Source organism: Mucilaginibacter sp. SG564, from assembly GCF_013149275.1.
In the GTDB taxonomy this organism is placed as follows: Bacteria; Bacteroidota; Bacteroidia; order Sphingobacteriales; family Sphingobacteriaceae; genus Mucilaginibacter.
On sequence record NZ_JABGNA010000006.1, the window covers coordinates 106888 to 122592 of the forward strand.

Annotated in this window: 20 protein-coding genes; 15 read left to right on the top strand and 5 right to left on the bottom strand. The window is 44.2% G+C overall.

Annotated elements, in window-relative coordinates:
- Positions 1–15 precede the first annotated feature (15 nt).
- Positions 16–1815, top strand: coding sequence for a RagB/SusD family nutrient uptake outer membrane protein (locus FHW89_RS14935; protein ID WP_172335866.1), 1800 nt, complete (start codon positions 16–18; stop codon positions 1813–1815).
- Between the two features lie 355 nt (positions 1816–2170).
- Here FHW89_RS14935 and FHW89_RS14940 read toward each other — a convergent pair whose 3' ends face one another.
- Entirely contained in the window at positions 2171–2527 is a 357-nt protein-coding gene (locus tag FHW89_RS14940; protein WP_172335798.1) for a hypothetical protein, read from the bottom strand.
- Positions 2528–3248: 721 nt separating this feature from the next.
- Here FHW89_RS14940 and FHW89_RS14945 point away from each other — a divergent pair.
- Entirely contained in the window at positions 3249–3674 is a 426-nt protein-coding gene (locus FHW89_RS14945) for a hypothetical protein (protein ID WP_172335867.1), read from the top strand.
- Positions 3675–3896: 222 nt separating this feature from the next.
- Positions 3897–4637: a HAMP domain-containing sensor histidine kinase gene (locus FHW89_RS14950; protein ID WP_172335868.1), complete on the top strand. Its 741-nt coding sequence runs from the start codon at positions 3897–3899 to the stop codon at positions 4635–4637.
- A gap of 66 nt (positions 4638–4703) precedes the next feature.
- Here the strand turns inward: FHW89_RS14950 and FHW89_RS14955 are convergent, their stop codons facing one another.
- Positions 4704–5072 carry a PleD family two-component system response regulator gene (locus FHW89_RS14955; RefSeq protein ID WP_172335869.1) on the bottom strand — a complete coding sequence of 123 codons (369 nt, stop codon included), beginning with the start codon at positions 5070–5072 and terminating at the stop codon, positions 4704–4706.
- 40 nt (positions 5073–5112) lie between these two features.
- The gene (locus FHW89_RS14960) at positions 5113–7083 is read right to left on the bottom strand and encodes a PAS domain S-box protein (protein ID WP_172335870.1); all 1971 of its coding nucleotides are present in this window, start codon (positions 7081–7083) and stop codon (positions 5113–5115) included.
- A 293-nt stretch (positions 7084–7376) separates the two neighbouring features.
- On the opposite strand from FHW89_RS14960, the gene FHW89_RS14965 reads away from it, so the two are divergent.
- From FHW89_RS14965 to FHW89_RS14975, 3 genes are all read left to right on the top strand, one after another.
- A complete protein-coding gene (locus FHW89_RS14965) occupies positions 7377–7817 on the top strand; it encodes an Hsp20/alpha crystallin family protein (protein ID WP_172335871.1) in 441 nt (146 codons plus the stop codon).
- 233 nt (positions 7818–8050) lie between these two features.
- Positions 8051–8344: a hypothetical protein gene (locus FHW89_RS14970; protein WP_172335872.1), complete on the top strand. Its 294-nt coding sequence runs from the start codon at positions 8051–8053 to the stop codon at positions 8342–8344.
- Positions 8345–8382: 38 nt separating this feature from the next.
- Positions 8383–8550, top strand: a complete 168-nt coding sequence (locus FHW89_RS14975) for a hypothetical protein (protein ID WP_172335873.1) — start codon at positions 8383–8385, stop codon at positions 8548–8550.
- 135 nt (positions 8551–8685) lie between these two features.
- On the opposite strand, the gene FHW89_RS14980 is transcribed toward FHW89_RS14975, so the two are convergent.
- Positions 8686–9066: a single-stranded DNA-binding protein gene (locus tag FHW89_RS14980; RefSeq protein WP_172335874.1), complete on the bottom strand. Its 381-nt coding sequence runs from the start codon at positions 9064–9066 to the stop codon at positions 8686–8688.
- Positions 9067–9520: 454 nt separating this feature from the next.
- Here FHW89_RS14980 and FHW89_RS14985 point away from each other — a divergent pair, with 454 nt between their 5' ends.
- The 9 genes from FHW89_RS14985 to FHW89_RS15025 all read left to right on the top strand — a co-directional run bounded on the left by FHW89_RS14985 (position 9521) and on the right by FHW89_RS15025 (position 15095).
- On the top strand, positions 9521–10408 hold the full coding sequence (locus FHW89_RS14985) for an oxaloacetate decarboxylase (RefSeq protein ID WP_172335875.1): 888 nt from the start codon (positions 9521–9523) through the stop codon (positions 10406–10408).
- A 5-nt stretch (positions 10409–10413) separates the two neighbouring features.
- A complete protein-coding gene (locus FHW89_RS14990) occupies positions 10414–11268 on the top strand; it encodes an SDR family oxidoreductase (protein WP_172335876.1) in 855 nt (284 codons plus the stop codon).
- 55 nt (positions 11269–11323) lie between these two features.
- Positions 11324–11503, top strand: a complete 180-nt coding sequence (locus FHW89_RS14995; RefSeq protein ID WP_090463211.1) for a DUF6496 domain-containing protein — start codon at positions 11324–11326, stop codon at positions 11501–11503.
- Positions 11504–11524: 21 nt separating this feature from the next.
- The gene (locus FHW89_RS15000; protein ID WP_172335877.1) at positions 11525–12526 is read left to right on the top strand and encodes an SDR family oxidoreductase; all 1002 of its coding nucleotides are present in this window, start codon (positions 11525–11527) and stop codon (positions 12524–12526) included.
- An 83-nt stretch (positions 12527–12609) separates the two neighbouring features.
- Positions 12610–13155 (top strand): ferritin-like domain-containing protein, encoded by a 546-nt coding sequence (locus FHW89_RS15005; RefSeq protein WP_172335878.1) that lies wholly within the window; start codon positions 12610–12612, stop codon positions 13153–13155.
- 98 nt (positions 13156–13253) lie between these two features.
- On the top strand, positions 13254–13442 hold the full coding sequence (locus tag FHW89_RS15010) for a hypothetical protein (RefSeq protein ID WP_172335879.1): 189 nt from the start codon (positions 13254–13256) through the stop codon (positions 13440–13442).
- A 47-nt stretch (positions 13443–13489) separates the two neighbouring features.
- Entirely contained in the window at positions 13490–14155 is a 666-nt protein-coding gene (locus FHW89_RS15015) for a flavodoxin family protein (protein WP_172335880.1), read from the top strand.
- A 44-nt stretch (positions 14156–14199) separates the two neighbouring features.
- Positions 14200–14499: a DUF3175 domain-containing protein gene (locus FHW89_RS15020; protein WP_172335881.1), complete on the top strand. Its 300-nt coding sequence runs from the start codon at positions 14200–14202 to the stop codon at positions 14497–14499.
- Positions 14500–14612: 113 nt separating this feature from the next.
- Positions 14613–15095: a CinA family protein gene (locus tag FHW89_RS15025; RefSeq protein ID WP_172335882.1), complete on the top strand. Its 483-nt coding sequence runs from the start codon at positions 14613–14615 to the stop codon at positions 15093–15095.
- A 52-nt stretch (positions 15096–15147) separates the two neighbouring features.
- Here FHW89_RS15025 and FHW89_RS15030 read toward each other — a convergent pair whose 3' ends face one another.
- Positions 15148–15702: a ferritin-like domain-containing protein gene (locus FHW89_RS15030; protein WP_172335883.1), complete on the bottom strand. Its 555-nt coding sequence runs from the start codon at positions 15700–15702 to the stop codon at positions 15148–15150.
- Positions 15703–15705 lie beyond the last annotated feature (3 nt).

Consider the following 15705-nt stretch of genomic DNA (forward strand, 5'->3'; position numbering starts at 1 on the left):
CAATCAACTTAGCGTATGAAAAGTAAATTAAAATATGCTTCTGCTGTACTGTTTATAGCAGGTGCTCTGTTTTCTTTCCAGGGGTGTAAAAAAAATATTTTAGAAAACACCGACAAAACCAAACTGAATGAAATCACGCAGTGGTCTGGTGAATCCAATGCGGATATTTTTTTGAATGATATTTACGGCAGCCTGCCTAACTATTATAATTCTCCTGAAAACCTAGACAACTTTACCGACGATAATGATGCCGGCAATTATTACGGCTCTTGGAATTTTAAGCAGGGGAACATCGACCCTTCATCAACAAATTATGATGTATGGGGCACTACCGTTGGCCCGGCAGATCTTAACAAACTAAACTGGGCCGACTCCTATAAATCGATAAGGAAGTGCAATACTTTTATTGAAGAAATACAGGCTCATAAGGCTAATTTCTCGGAAAGCTGGTATAATAAACGCATAGATGAAGTTAGATTTCTCAGGGCTTTCTACTACACCGGGCTTTGGATGCACATTGGCGGGGTACCCGTGATCACCAATACGCAGAACCGGAGCCAGGATAGTACAGAATTGTATAAACCGCGTAATACCTTTGAAGAAACATTTAATTTCATTACCTCCGAACTTGGTGCTGTTGTTAACGATGGCTTCCTGGCAATAAAATATGGCCCGGGTGATGCGAATGCCGGAAGAGTAACCCTTGGCGCAGCTCTTGCACTTAAGGGTTGGATAGAACTATATGCGGCCAGCCCGGCTTTTAACGCAGCTACACCGGCTGTAGGCCCTGACCCTCAAAAGATAGCTGGATTCGGTAATTACAATGCCGACCGATGGAAAACAGCCGCCGCGACTTTTAAAGAATTTATTGATAAATACGGCAACGGTAATCCATATAGCCTCTTTAATAATACTGCCTCGCTATGGTATGAAACCAATAAGTACAACTCTGAAGTTATTTTCGACAGACAGGCCGTATCAAACGTTATTGGTTCGACCTTTGAGCAATTTGGGGGCCCGGTATGGATACTTGGTGCTTACTATACCTGGGGTAACTATGATCCAACACAGGAACTGGTTGATCAGTTCAGCATGGCAAACGGCAAACCCATTAGCGATCCAACATCAGGTTATAATCCTCAAAAGCCCTACATCAACCGCGAAAAGCGTTTTTATGACTGGATAGTTTATGACGGAGCTCCATACAAAATGGATTGGATGCCTCAGGGAGATACTATTTACACCCGCATTGATAAGGTGCATCCATCAAAAAACCAAATAGACTTTGGCAGTGATGATGTAAGTAATACCGCTTATTATTTCAAAAAGAAACTTAATCCACTAGTAAGACCGGGCGGAGGTAGCGTTAGTGCTGCCAATTATATTTACTTGCGCTATGCAGAGGTTTTACTGGGTTATGCCGAAGCACAAAATGAGGCAGTTGGACCCGACGCGAGCGTTTATGATGCCATAAATAAGATCAGGAACAGATCTGATCTGTCCAATCTTGAGGGAGGTCTTAGCCAAAGCCAGATGCGTAATGCAATTTATAGGGAAAGAAGAGTAGAGTTGTGTTTTGAAAACAAACGCTTTTATGATATAATTCGTTGGAAGATCGCGTCTGATGTGATGAATGTTGACAAACATGCAATGAAAATCACCAACAGCTCTCCAAATGACAATAAAGGTGTCTGGACTTATGAAGTTGTCCCTTTAAATCATCCGCACGTTTTTCAACAAAGGATGTACCTCAACCCAATTCCGCAACCGGTTATTGCGCAAAACCCAAAGTTGGTTCAAAATCCAGGTTATTAAAAAAACTTATTAAAAATCGATTAATAAATAAAGGAGGTAAGCATATGGGCTCCTCCTTTATCATATTGACTTTAAAAGACAGTGAACATATCTGCCTCACTTACAAATGTCACCTTCTCCAAAATTTGCAACGCATCCAACCAATCTGAAGACTCAAAATTTTCCAACCATCTGAGCACATCCCGCTTAGTCTTCACACGCAAACGCATTAGTTAGTATGTAATTAATCTCCTCGTCTAAGCATTCGCTAATCTCTTCGATGGTCATGGTTGGTCAGGTTGAAAAGTTCTAATATAAAAGGTGTAGTTGTTTTAAATTAAGATACCAACAAATTAAAACGTATGGCATCACCGTTTTATACATAAGATTCGGCAGCAGCCAATATCTCAGAAATATGGGGAGCAATATCTGTTTTCAACAGACTGGGCTGCACCACAATAATCCTGTAATTAAAGGTCTTGTTTAATGAGAACAAGCGTGTCAACTCAGCTGTACTGCCAACTACGATCGTTGATGGATTAGCTTTGGTAAGTTTTCCAATCTTATCCGGTAACACAATGGTATTTGTCCATAATCCTGGTTTCACCACCTTGCCGCAGACTTCGTATACGTCTCCGACACGATTACCGGGTGCGGCGCCTCCTGCCCCCTTGCAATGATAAAATTCGACCAAAACAGAGGTGGCGAGTTCCTTAATTGGATGTTCCGGCATGCTTGACCATGCATTCCGAAAAAAAAGAGTTCACAGCGTTCCGTTACACTTGACCATGCTATCTTATTGACTAAGATAGCTAAGTTTAAAACACATTAACACGACCCGTTGCTCTAAAGAGCACGGAACAGCATGGTCAAGCATGCCGGAACATCCACATTACGTATTAATGACAAAAATTGGTGCACGTTATTAAACCTGGAAACAGCTGCTTTTCAAGCCAGTGATTAACGACTGATCAGTACATTGCCATGTTTGTAATAGCCAAGCAATGCGCACCAGTTTTCTCTTCAGCATAAGCGGCATCACCGTCTTCTATGGGCTGTATTCATACTTGCGGCGTATCCGCGCTAATAAAGATTTCTGGTCAAGGGCCGGTTGAGGTATCGTCTGGATGAAAGCCAGCTGGTGGGAAATCCGAGTGACGCTTTCACTGCGGGTATGGCAACGACAACTTTTTCTACTTAATGTACAGAGTAAACAGGAACTCTATGGCGATAATCATTTGGCTCAATCCGTACAAATACCAACTTTGATCATTAATAGAAAAAGTGTTGATGAAAGACTTCGTTATCATGTGCAGAGATGATCCGCAAAAGTAGACAGCTTCCTTAAAGCCCCGCCCGAATAATTTTCGGAGCACCTGTGATCACAACATCGACAACGACACAATTCTAAACATTTAACTATTTTCACTTGTTCAAGTAAAAATCATTGCTGCATGAAAAAATTATTACCCGTACTATTAGCTGCCTCGTTAATGATTGCATGTTCAAAAAAGGACAACAATCCAGCATCTCCAACACCTCCTTCAGGTCTTAACCCCGAAACAGTAACAGCCGCTGATATTATGGGAACCTGGAAGGCAACTCTTGATACCGCTTATGTTAATCAAAACGGACAGTTAACGGCCACGCCAGGGAACGTAACCGCCCAAAATATTACCTATAGTTATGGTCAGAACGGGAAGGGCAGTACCAGTTTTGACGGGGATATGACATACAGTGTAGCAGGCGGGATAATATATACAACAGGCTCGCAAGGGCCATATAATTTTCATATATTATCCATTTCCTCGAAGCAAATGATCGTGAGCCAGATTACAGCTGTTGATCATTTTGCTGATATTTTATTAGTCAGGCAATAAAAAAAACAACTAATTTAGACTTCTCATGAAACTTTTTTTGTATATCGTGGATATTCCGGCATGCTTGACCATGCTGATCTGGGTCCATTAGATCAATGAGTTGTGTTGCTGGATATTAAATTTCAAATATGTAATTCAGGAAGTTAGCATGGTCAAAGTGTAATAGGATCGCCAGTAACATCTTTCTAAAACGCAGTGGTCAACGGTTCCGGAATATCCACTGTGCTCGACATTACAGATAGAAAACTGGAAGAGCTGCGCAAGGATGACTTTATCAGTATCGTCAGCCATGAGCTGAAAACACCGCTGACGACCCTTAGTACCATGATTCAGCTGCTCAAGCTCAAATTTGAAAATGATACTGAAGCGCTCATTCCCGGAGAGATAGATAAAGCGTATAGGCAGATCAAAAAAATGAACGTGTTGATCAATAGTTTCCTCGATATTGCCCGTTTCCAATCCGGTAAAATGGATATGAATTGCGATCATTTTTACATCAGTGAACTGGTAAAAGAGATGGTAGACCAGGTAGTCTTCACCGCCAACGGCACACATTCGATAGACATTACCCTTTGCGAAGATATCCTGGTATATGCCGACAGAGAAAAGATCGGCTCTGTCCTGCTCAACATACTCAGTAATGCAACCAAATTTTCTACCCAAGGCAGCAGCATTGAAATCAGATGCTATAAGGAAGGCGATGAAGTAAAGATATCCATTCGGGATGAAGGTTATGGAATTTCGCCTGCGGACCAGGAGCGTCTTTTTGAAAAATTTTACCGCGTTCGTAATAAATTCACCACCAACACATCAGGTTTTGGTATTGGCCTGTACTTGTGCCGACAGGTGATGGATGACCATAACGGCCGGATACAGGTGGAAAGCATTGAGGGTGAGGGATCAACGTTTTTGCTGACGCTGCCAACGGCAACTATATCCACTATAAGCCCTCGGTCGAATTGATCAAAGCAAGAATCCTCGACACAACAATTTATATTATATTTCGGCATTTGCATCCCTATTCCAGGATCACGAAGCCATCATATATGCATCAATCTTCGCCTTGAATCGATTGATGTCAAAAGGCTTGCTGATAAATCCGTCGCTATGGGTATTTCCAGGGATTTCCCGCTTGCTCCGGTGCGCTGACATCAGCAGAACCGGAATATGAGCGGTTGCCGCAGCCTCCTTCAATTGCCGGCAGATTTCGACGCCATCACCGTCCGGTAACATAATGTCGAGTACAATTAAAGCCGGTAATTCCAGGGAGAGGCCCTTCTTAAGCGTGTTTACGTCTGGAAACAGCTGCACCTGGTAAAGATCATCTTTTAGGATATAATCAATGAGTAACCTAATGTCCTCATCGTCTTCAACAACAAACACTTTTTTCGTGGACATACAATTTCAATTATATGTGATATACGTCTATACGGCTGTTTTAGTTTGTAAAAGCTGGTAAAGTAAATATAAATGTCGCTCCATGACCCGGGGGGCTTTCTACCCAGATCCTGCCGCCGTGCCGGTCAATAATGTCTTTGGATATATAAAGTCCCAGACCGAGCCCCGAGGTCTTTCGCTCCTGCTCTTTAACACGATAAAACTGGCTGAAAATGTGCTGCTGGTTTTCAGGCAAAATACCAGGGCCCTGGTCCTTCACAGAGATGCGAACCTCACTCCCGGTCCTGATAGCCATCATGCTTACCTCCCTGGCGTCCGGCGCATACTTCACGGCATTACCCAGTAAATTGGTGAGTACCTGTTCCAGGCGCATCTTATCGCCTGATACCAAAAGTTCTCCGTCTACCGACATTTTCAAATTATAGTCGGCATGCGTCTGCCCAAACGTATCGGCGATCTCGTTCAAAAGATCAGAAAGATCAAAAGGTTCAAAATTCAACTGTAGTTTCCCTGCCTGGATTTTAGATATATCAAACAGGTCATTGACCAGCTCGTTGAGCTTGGCCAATTGCTTCAGCGCCTTTTCTGCAAAACTTTTGGCAATACCATTCGGAACCGTTCTTTCTAATATCTGCAAAAAACCACTCATCGAAGTCAGTGGCGTTTTAAGCTCATGGGAGGCCAGGGCGATAAATTCATCTTTTTTATTGCTCAGATCCTTTACTTCCTCAAAGAGCCTGGAATTATCTATGGCAACGGCAGCCTGTGAAGCTACAGTAACAACCAGGTCCTCATGCTCTTCTTTAAAAATGCCAGCCTGCTGGTGACCAAAGAAAAGGCCACCGATGACCACGCCCGAATGAGTAATAACCGGAACCGCCAGGTAGCTCACAACCGGTAAGTGGCCTTCGGGCATACCAAAATATGGCGAATTTTTTCCATAACGAGGATCTTTCGTAATGTCATCAACCCGGACAACGCCCTCACCGCTAAAAGTAGGGTGAAAGACAGCCGTGTTGCGAGGCATAGGGAAATTCTCAAAAGCCGCCCTTGGCACCCCGGAAATGGTATAAAGCCAATAGGATTCGCCCGCCTGGTCCACCCGGTTATAGAAGAAAGCACCGAAATCCGCGCCGGTGAGCCTGGTAGTAGCATCGGTCACTCTTTGTAAGATGTGTTGCAGATCAAGGTCCTCGTTAATACTTTTACTAATCGAATTAAGGATTTCCAAACGCTCCATACTTTTAGCGATGGATCGTTCCGCTTCTTTCTGCGCTGTAATATTCCTGGCTATTTTGGATGCCCCGATGATTTCGCCCGCTTTATTGAGGATGGGAGACACCGTTAGCGATATGTGCAACTGCTGCCCACCTTTGGTTCTGCGGATAGTCTGGAAATGATCAACTTTTTTTCCGGCACGAATGTTTCGGATAATAATGTCTTCTTCATCCAGGCGTTCCGGCGGTATTAGTAATGAAATATGCTGACCGATGGCCTCCTGCTCCGTATAGCCAAACATTTTTTCCGCGCCGATATTCCAGCTGGTGATGATGCCCTGCAGGCTTTTACCGACAATGGCATCGTCCGAGCTGGCGACAATGGCAGCCAGCCTGGCCTGCTTTTCTTCGGCAGCATTTTCTTCAATGATGCTGCGCGCAACCTGGGACGATCCTATAACTTGTCCCTCCTGGTCTTTGATAGGCGAAATAGTTATAGACACGGGGATTTCAACGCCTTCCCTGGTTCTGCGAATCGTTTTAAATTGCCCGATCTGCTTCCCTTCTATAATATCACGCATGATATCACTTTTTTCCTGCTGCCGGTTTTCCGGGATCAGGAGGTAAACAGATTCATCGATTATTTCCTCAAGACTATAGCCGAATAACCGTTCAGCTGCCGGATTCCAATGGGTAATCCGCATATCAAGGTCATGGCAAAATATTGCGTCGTCAATGCCTTCAAATATAGATTGCAGGGTTGATAATTCTTGTGAATGCTGAAGTCTGGTCATTAGAATTCGGGGCGGCCAGAAAACGGCATTATCTGTTCAGTGGCTCTTGCTATTTGATTTAATCTAATAATAACCTTAAAAACACAGAAAGGTTTTAAGCCTTTGAAAGACGTCTGGCCGATGAAAATCTGACAGCGAAGCTGTAAATTTTTCAGATGCCCGCTGCAAAAATTTCAGTTTTAATTCCATTTCCGGCTTTGGCATTTCACTTGTAGTAACACTGTCGAACAATCGTTCTTTAAGTTTAATAAATAAATGGTTTGATCCTTTAAAAACAATTAAAAGAAAAAATTATGACATTGGTTAAATTTAATCCCGACAAAAGAAACAGTTCACTATTACCAGGTTTTAGTGATGTTTTCGATTCTATTTTTAATGACACTTTTTTCAATGACCGTATGGTAACCCGCGTACCTGCCGTCAACATCAGCGAAACGGAAAACAACTATCATGTGGAACTGGCTGCGCCGGGCCTGAAGAAAGAAGATTTCAAACTGAACCTGGAACGCAACGTGCTGAACATTGCTGTTGAGCAAACTGCCAGTCAGGAAGACAATCAAAAAAATTACAGCAAGCGTGAATACAGCTACAACTCTTTCGTGCGTTCCTTCACGCTGCCGGAAAGCGCGGATGACAGCCAGATCAACGCGAGTTATACCGATGGTATCCTCCGCATCGATATTGCCAAACGTGAAGAAGCAAAAAGCATACGCAGGCAGATCGAGATAAAATAACCGATTCCATCATACATCCAGGAAGGCTGCCGTCATGGCGGCCTTTTTCAGGATGTACTAAGAAGTCAGTTTAATTATAGTAGGACTTTAAATTTAAAGTTATTCGGTTTAACCGCCCCTGCCGACGCCTAAACACATGGCCGGGTGACTGCATTTAACCGGACATCATCTGATATGCACCAGCGTTAAAAAGACAAGTGTTCCTCTTGTGATGCTCTTTCATTATAACTGCTATGAAAACAGAATTCTATATCTTGTTAAGCCTGAAGACACCGCGGGGCTTTGTCGACTATGGACAGTACTTCTTTGGTGACGACCGCGGTACCGCCTATGAGTTATTCAGCCAGTTAAAAGGCAACCAAAATTTAAAAGATTCTTGCCTTTTACATATTGACCTCATGGAAACCGTCGGTGAACTGCCGGTAAAGGTCAAAACCATCTGCTGCACACTGCATGAATTGGCTTACAATTGTAAATTGATCGCAAAAGAGATTTTTCGCTTAAAGAACCTGGAGGAAATGGAATGATGGATAAATTTTTTTTATTTAGAACACTGATCGTCTCCATGATGATCTGCTTGTTGATCTTTGACGTACTACGGATAGTGAGCCATTCGGCTGATGCCTTTCCCGAGCAGCATAAAGAGCTATTGCTGACCGGGACCTTATTATGGATCGTCTCTGTCATTGTTAACCGGGGAAGTAATGACGATGATTGGGCAGGAGAGATTTAAGTAAATTTGGCCGATTGAAACTCGCAGAATACGGCGAAGGCTATTTTTGTTTAGCAATGCAGCATCCCGAAGGCACCGGACAACAGATTATGACGTCCATTTCCCTCTCAAAGCGTGTGTGGTACGTGAATACTTCTACTTCTGTGAATGAGCCACATTTTCCAGTAATTCATTAATTTCAAAATCACTGCCCCGTCCCAAAAGGGTAAAGGTTTCAGGAATAATTTCCGTAGTGTAACGTTTGATACCTTCTTTATCTTCAAAAGAGCGGGTACGGCATTTACCTTCTACATAGATCAGCTTTCCTTTACGGAGCGATCTATGACCAGCTTCCGCCAGCGAACGCCACATCACGATATTGTGCCATTCTGTATGTTCTGTTTTAACACCGTTTTTGATGATCAACTCGGACGTAGCAAGTGGAAAACTTAAAACTGCAGCGTTATCCGACAAATACCTGAATTCCGGGTCTTTTCCTAAATGGCCGACCAGGATAACTTTATTAACTCCTGACATAGCTTTTAAATTTAAGGTTACTTCAATTTTCCCAATGTAATAACACTGGTTATTACATTGGGTTTTAAACAATCAACCTTCTTGATATTTCGTTAAAGCTTAAATTGAAACCTTAGGAATCATCTCGTCAGCCTCTATACTTCATTGAACAGTTCTGTTCTAAATTAATGACACATATAGTCGATTTTAGTACAATTATTAAATTAAAAAGAAATAATTTTAAGTATAGATAGCTAAAATGTAAAATATTTTTATCCGTATGTCCACTACTGGAATAATATTGGTGGTAATTTATTCAGATTATTTTGCCATTCCCGCCCACTTTCAGCCGCCGCTAATTTTACTCATTTATCAAAGAATGAATCTGTATGATGCAAGCAGTAATTTTTCACAAATCAGGCAGAATTGCCAATAAAGAGGATCGTATTAAAGTAGTACTCAAACCAGGTGCGTAATGAAACACACGATCGCCAAAAGAAAGAGCTGGAAAGCCATGCTGGCCGCAGCAGACAAACCGGTGCAGCTGCCCGTTGCACATGATGCGCTGACAGCCCGCCTGATTGAGCTGGCCGGTTTTGATGCCTACCAGATCGGCGGCTATGCGCTTTCCGGAGCTACACACGCGATACCAGATGTAGACCTGGAAAAATTCGGCGAAAAGAAGTTCTCTGCAGGCTGGATCATGCAAGCTTCGCCTCTGCCGGTATTGCTTGATGTTGATGACGGCTATGGTGATGTGAAGAATGTTACACGTACCGTTCAGGAATACATCCGCCTGGGTGCTTCCGCCATGTTTATGGAAGATCAGCAACCTCCGAAAAAATGCGGACATATGGGCGATAAAAAAGTGATCGATGCCGAAGTCATGTTACAAAAAATCAAAGCAGCCATGGCCGCACGTGATGGTATGGATTTCTTTATCCTCGCCCGTACAGATGCCATTGATCCCGAAGGGATCGATAATGCTGTCGACCGTGCAAAAAGCTACTTGGATGCTGGTGCGGATGGCGTTTATCTCGAAGGTCCGGAAACGATAGACGAACTGGAAAAGATCGGAAAAGAATTGAAAGGGGCACCCTTAGCCACCAGTGTATTGGAAAACGGAGGCAAAACACCCTGGGTATCGCCAAAAGACCTGGGTGATATGGGTTATTCGATGATCTTATACCCAACTACCGTGATCTTCCAGGTGGCTCACGCCATCCAAAAAGCATTGGGTAATTTAAGGCATGGCAAACCACTCCCTAAACCTAACGCGGTAAGTATGGATGAGTTTATGCAAATAGTTGATCTGCCTTTCTGGGCTAAAATTGAAAAGCAATTTGAAGGAAAAAACATTTGACCGATATGGAAACGAAAACAAAAAAGCCACAAAAACAGGATCGCCAGCCGGGTATTGAAGCGGAGATGGATCCGAAACCGGAATATATTAAGGATAGTTACAAGGCTGCCGGCAAACTTCAGGGCAAGATAGCCCTGATCACAGGTGGTGACAGCGGCATCGGCCGGGCTGTCAGCGTTCATTTCGCCGAAGAAGGTGCGGACATAGCCATCGTTTACCTCGATGAAGATCATGACGCCGAAACAACCAAAAATTTGGTGGAAGCCGCTGGCAGAAATTGCCTGCTTATCAAAGGAGATGTGAAAGATGCCGCCTTTTGCAAAAACGCGGTCGAAAAAACGGTCAGGAAATATGGAAAACTGAATATACTTGTTAATAATGCGGGAATGCAATTTCCACAGAAAGATGTCAAAGCGATTGACCCCGAACAGTTGGACATTACTTTTCGCACCAATATATTTGCTTATTTCTACTTCGCTGAGGCGGCAGTAGCTCATATGCGCAGCGGTGACTGTATTATTAATACCACCTCAGTAACTGCTTACCGTTCCTCTCCTTCGCTGATTGATTACTCCTCGACTAAAGGAGCTATTACCACCTTTACGCGCTCTCTGGCAACAAATCTCGTTGAAAAAAAGATCCGTGTAAATGCTGTTGCTCCCGGGCCGGTATGGACACCCCTGATCGTATCCACGTTCGATGAGGAAAAGATCAAAAGTTTTGGGAGTGAAACAGCCATGAAACGGGCAGGGCAGCCTTCGGAACTTGGACCTGCCTATGTTTTTCTGGCTTCAGATGATGCTTCTTTTATAACGGGCCAGGTCATCCACGTAAACGGTGGTGAAGTAGTCAACGGATAAGGTTATATAATCAACCGAGTCGTTTATATCATGAATAACAATTAAATCAAAAAAAATGGCAAAGTATTCAGAAAAGGCACAGGACAAGGTCCACAAAGCCTTACATGAGGAAAAAGAAGGGACATTAAAAAGTGGCAAAAGCGGTAAAAAGGTAACGTCCAGAAAACAAGCTGTGGCAATCGGATTGTCGGAAGCCCGCAAGGAAGGCGCTAAGGTTCCCAAAAAGAAATCGTAGAAAAATACATCCTACACTACCATGAACGAAGAACATAAAATCACCCGGCGGCAAGCGGTCGCCGGGTTAGGTGCCACTTTAGCTGTCGCAGTAACACCTGTCTTCGCAGCCGGCGGTAAAACAAAAAGTATAATGGAAGCAAAAGCATTAGGAGATCCGATCACCAAATACCCAAAGCCGCCTTTCGAAAGCCAGTCACAGCCCTGGCCAGGCTTAGCCAGTAAAATGAACCCCAAACCGGATCACGGCGAAAAAAGCTATAAAGGTTCGGGACGGTTAGCTGGTCGCAAGGCGTTGATCACCGGTGGCGATTCGGGGATGGGACGAGCTGCCGCCATAGCCTACGCCCGTGAAGGCGCTGATGTAGCGATCAATTATTTCCCGACAGAGGAAGAAGATGCCAAAGAGGTGATCGCATTGATCAAAGCTGAAGGCCGAAAAGCCATCGCAATTCCTGGCGACCTGCGTGATGAAGCTTTTTGCAAAAAACTAGTAGACGATGCGGTTAAAGGTTTGGGCGGTTTGGATATTGTAGTAAATAACGCCGGCAGGCAGCAAAGCAACCAGTCGATTTTGGATATTTCTACAGAACAGTTTGACTGGACGATGAAAACCAATATCTATGCTCCTTTCTGGATCATTAAGGCGGCCCTGCCGCATTTACAACCCGGCTCGGTTATCATCGGTACCACTTCTGAACAGGCTTACGACCCCTCACCCGACCTGTATGATTACGCGCAAACAAAAGCTGCGACAATGAATTATGTCAAGTCACTGGCAAAACAATTAGGGCCGAAAGGTATCCGTGTAAATGGTGTCGCACCCGGACCGATCTGGACACCCTTACAGGTTAGTGGTGGTGCCAGCCAGGAAAAGCTGAAGCAGTTCGGCGGACAAACACCATTGGGCAGACCCGGCCAACCCGCAGAACTGGCTTCTATCTATGTACAATTGGCGGCCCCAGATGCCAGTTACGCGACCGGACAGATCTATGGTTCATCCGGTGGCTCAGGACAGCCTTAATACATAGAAGCTCACCCGGCCATAATCCGGCATTGACATCCAATTTAAAGAAATTACAAAATCATTTATCAAAAACAAATATCATGGAAACACAAACCGCACAGACTACCGATTCAAAACTCAAGGAGTTTTTTATCGATCAATTAGAAGACCTGCTTTGGGCAGAAAAAAAACTGGTTAAAACTTTACCAAAATTACAGGAAGCCGCTACATCCGCTGAACTGAAGGATGCATTCGGTAATCACCTCACACAAACTCAAAACCATGTTACCCGGTTGGAACAGGTCTTTGGTTTGATTGGTGAAGAAGTGGACACCACCAAATGCGCAGCAATGGCCGGTATTGTTGACGAAGGCGAAGATATTATAGATGAAACCGAAGAAGGCACCGCGCAGCGGGATGTAGGTCTGATCTTCGCCGGACAAAAGGCAGAACATTATGAGATCGCCACTTACGGCGGCATGGTCACATTGGCTAAAACTTTAGGATATAATGATGCGGCTGACCTCCTGTCCCAGACCCTGGAGGAAGAAAAGGAAGCAGACAACCTGCTGACCCGGATCGCTGAAAATAATATCAATTACCAGGCAAGCACCGAACCCCAAGAAGACAAGGGATTTTTTTCCTGATCTTTTTACAGCGCCTGTCATCAGGCAGGCGCTGCTGAATGCAAATAGAAAGCAAGGTTGAAATGAAAGCGTATTTAGAAACATTTAAAAATTAGCTTATGCCATGGTATAACGGAGACTACCCGCCATCTTATAAGAATCAACCTAAGAAAATCAGGGAAAAGGCAACGGAGATCGCCAATGAAGTGTTGCGAACAACTGGCAATGAAGGGGAAGCAATAGCAACTGGTTTAAAGCAGGCGCGCGCTCATTTTGCAAAGGAAAAAAAGAAGAACAGTGATAGCTGAATCACATCAGGCTGTTATTTTTCTAACTAATTATTAAAACAAACTTCATGAAGGCATTACTTATTAACTGTACGCTCAAACGTCAACCAGATTTTTCCAATACAGGCGCATTGGCTGACAAGGCCGCAAGCCAGCTTCGTGAGCAGGGGTTTGAAACAGAGATTATCCGTCTTAATGATTACCAGGTGCTTACCGGTAATTCTTCTGATGAAGGAGAGGGTGATCAATGGCCGCTTATCCTGGAAAAGATCAAATTCTGTCAAATTTTTATTATCGCCACGCCCATCTGGATGGGACACCTGGCCTCGACCGCTCAAAAAGTGATTGAACGGTTAGATGCTATTTTCCGGGACGAAGAACTGAGCAATCAAGAAAACGGACAATATATGCCCTATAATAAAGTAGGCGGCTGCCTGGTCACCGGCAATGAAGACGGCGCCCATAGCTGCGCCGCGCAAGTACTCTGGGCTTTGCAGGAAGTAGGCTTTACAATTCCACCAAATGTTAACGCCTATTGGGTTGGTATGGCCGGAGGAGAAAAAGATTATGTGGAAGCCGGCGGCGAACGACATTTATATACCAATAAAACCTTGCGTTATATGACCGCAAACCTGGCCTGGTTTGCCAAACTATTAGCCGCTAACCCTATCGGTACCAATTTACTGGAAGAGGATAAAAAAGCGGAAGCAGAAAGCGACAAGCAAGAAGGTTAGCATCAACCGATACTAAAAATCATTTACGGATAAAATATACTTCTATGACTACGAAAACCAAAAAAACAGTAAACAAATGGTCTGCAGATGTTACAGAGCATAGCGATGCGATGGATCTGGAGAAAGATATTTTTAAATCCGGGGACCCGGATAAGATCGCGGCATCAGTAAAACATTCGGCGGAGACAAGCAAACGGCGAAAATCTTCGCCTTATCAAAGCGCGATGTCCATGCTGACCTTTTATGAGAACCGGGCCGGAAAGAACTTAAACGCAGAGGAAAAAGACACGCTGGAAAAAGCAAAGGATAAGTTGAGGGAGTTATTCGGTAAGGACGATAAGTGATAAGCAGTAGTCGGTTCTGTATCCGGTATTTATGATTGATAGGAAAAGACCTGATGCTTGCGCAAAGCGTCTGTTTATCCAAACCATTTTCAGCGTCAGATTGTTAAGTATAAATGGCAGAAAGCAAAATCAGCGTTTGCAGTAAACTCATAGCTCAACGAGGGCTGACTATCGCTTTTGCAGAAAGCGCGACAGCGGGCTGGCTCTGCTCCGAATTTGCGCTGACTGAAGAATCTGGTAAAGTGCTTAAAGGGGGCATTGCGTGTTATGACGCGAGTTTGAAAGTCAGTTTATTAGGTGTACCACAGGAACTCATTGATAAATACACGCCGGAATCGATGGAAGTGACCCGGGAGATGGCATACCGCTTAAAAACAATAATCGATTCGGATATCCAGGTAACCGTTACCGGCCTGACCACTCCCGGCGGCAGCGAAACGCCGGACAAACCGGTCGGCACCATGTTCGTTTTTGCTTTGATCTGTGGTCGTGGAGCCAGCTTCCGTCAAGTGTTTTCCGGTTCCTGCGAGGAGGTCATTCATCAGACCATCCAGGCGACCGCCGAACTTTTGATCGCGGCACTAAGCAAAACTTAAACAAAAAAGGGATACCTTCCGGTATCCCCTGAAAGATCACAATTTGCTTCTTTTATTCTACTTCAGCGGCAGCGGCTTCATTCACATAATTTTCGGCTACTTGGGTCAACAGGGTATCGGCATTTTTTTCTTCAGCTAAGGTTTCATCAAACAGGCGCTGCGCTTCACTATAACCCAGGGTTCCGGCTAAAGTGCGAAGGGTGCCATAAGATGCGATCTCGTAATGTTCTACCTTTTGAGCAGCAGAAATAATAGCTACATCCCTTACTTCTGTGCCTTTGTCGGTATCGGACAGTAGTTCAGCAGCTTCGTTTAACAGGCCCTCCATGGCCAGGCATTTCTTTGCTACTGCTTTTTCACCGATCGATGCGAAGGCGCTTTCCAGACGTGTCACATGGTTCTTGGTTTCCTCCAGATGGTTGCCAATGGTTTGTTTAAGGTCTTCTGAGGTCGCTCCCTTGATCAGCTTCGGCAAAGCCGAGGCTAAATGCTTTTCGGCCCAGTAGATGTCCTTGATCTCATCGATAAATAACTCTTTCAGCGCACTTTCAGCTTCTGGTGTGCGGCTGGCTGCTGCAGCAGACTTTTTGTTGCTTTTTGTAGGCATGAT

Bases quoted from the DNA above. Each gene is read 5' to 3' on its own strand.
- FHW89_RS14980 (WP_172335874.1), bottom strand. From the start codon at position 9,066: ATGTCAGGAGTTAATAAAGTTATCCTGGTCGGCCATTTAGGAAAAGAC.
- FHW89_RS15025 (WP_172335882.1), top strand. From the start codon at position 14,613: ATGGCAGAAAGCAAAATCAGCGTTTGCAGTAAACTCATAGCTCAACGA.
- FHW89_RS14985 (WP_172335875.1), top strand. From the start codon at position 9,521: ATGAAACACACGATCGCCAAAAGAAAGAGCTGGAAAGCCATGCTGGCC.
- FHW89_RS14975 (WP_172335873.1), top strand. From the start codon at position 8,383: ATGATGATCTGCTTGTTGATCTTTGACGTACTACGGATAGTGAGCCAT.
- FHW89_RS14940 (WP_172335798.1), bottom strand. From the start codon at position 2,527: ATGCCGGAACATCCAATTAAGGAACTCGCCACCTCTGTTTTGGTCGAA.
- FHW89_RS14965 (WP_172335871.1), top strand. From the start codon at position 7,377: ATGACATTGGTTAAATTTAATCCCGACAAAAGAAACAGTTCACTATTA.
- FHW89_RS15010 (WP_172335879.1), top strand. From the start codon at position 13,254: ATGCCATGGTATAACGGAGACTACCCGCCATCTTATAAGAATCAACCT.
- FHW89_RS15020 (WP_172335881.1), top strand. From the start codon at position 14,200: ATGACTACGAAAACCAAAAAAACAGTAAACAAATGGTCTGCAGATGTT.
- FHW89_RS14990 (WP_172335876.1), top strand. From the start codon at position 10,414: ATGGAAACGAAAACAAAAAAGCCACAAAAACAGGATCGCCAGCCGGGT.
- FHW89_RS14970 (WP_172335872.1), top strand. From the start codon at position 8,051: ATGAAAACAGAATTCTATATCTTGTTAAGCCTGAAGACACCGCGGGGC.
- FHW89_RS14935 (WP_172335866.1), top strand. From the start codon at position 16: ATGAAAAGTAAATTAAAATATGCTTCTGCTGTACTGTTTATAGCAGGT.
- FHW89_RS15015 (WP_172335880.1), top strand. From the start codon at position 13,490: ATGAAGGCATTACTTATTAACTGTACGCTCAAACGTCAACCAGATTTT.
- FHW89_RS14995 (WP_090463211.1), top strand. From the start codon at position 11,324: ATGGCAAAGTATTCAGAAAAGGCACAGGACAAGGTCCACAAAGCCTTA.
- FHW89_RS15030 (WP_172335883.1), bottom strand. From the start codon at position 15,702: ATGCCTACAAAAAGCAACAAAAAGTCTGCTGCAGCAGCCAGCCGCACA.
- FHW89_RS15000 (WP_172335877.1), top strand. From the start codon at position 11,525: ATGAACGAAGAACATAAAATCACCCGGCGGCAAGCGGTCGCCGGGTTA.
- FHW89_RS14955 (WP_172335869.1), bottom strand. From the start codon at position 5,072: ATGTCCACGAAAAAAGTGTTTGTTGTTGAAGACGATGAGGACATTAGG.
- FHW89_RS15005 (WP_172335878.1), top strand. From the start codon at position 12,610: ATGGAAACACAAACCGCACAGACTACCGATTCAAAACTCAAGGAGTTT.
- FHW89_RS14960 (WP_172335870.1), bottom strand. From the start codon at position 7,083: ATGACCAGACTTCAGCATTCACAAGAATTATCAACCCTGCAATCTATA.
- FHW89_RS14945 (WP_172335867.1), top strand. From the start codon at position 3,249: ATGAAAAAATTATTACCCGTACTATTAGCTGCCTCGTTAATGATTGCA.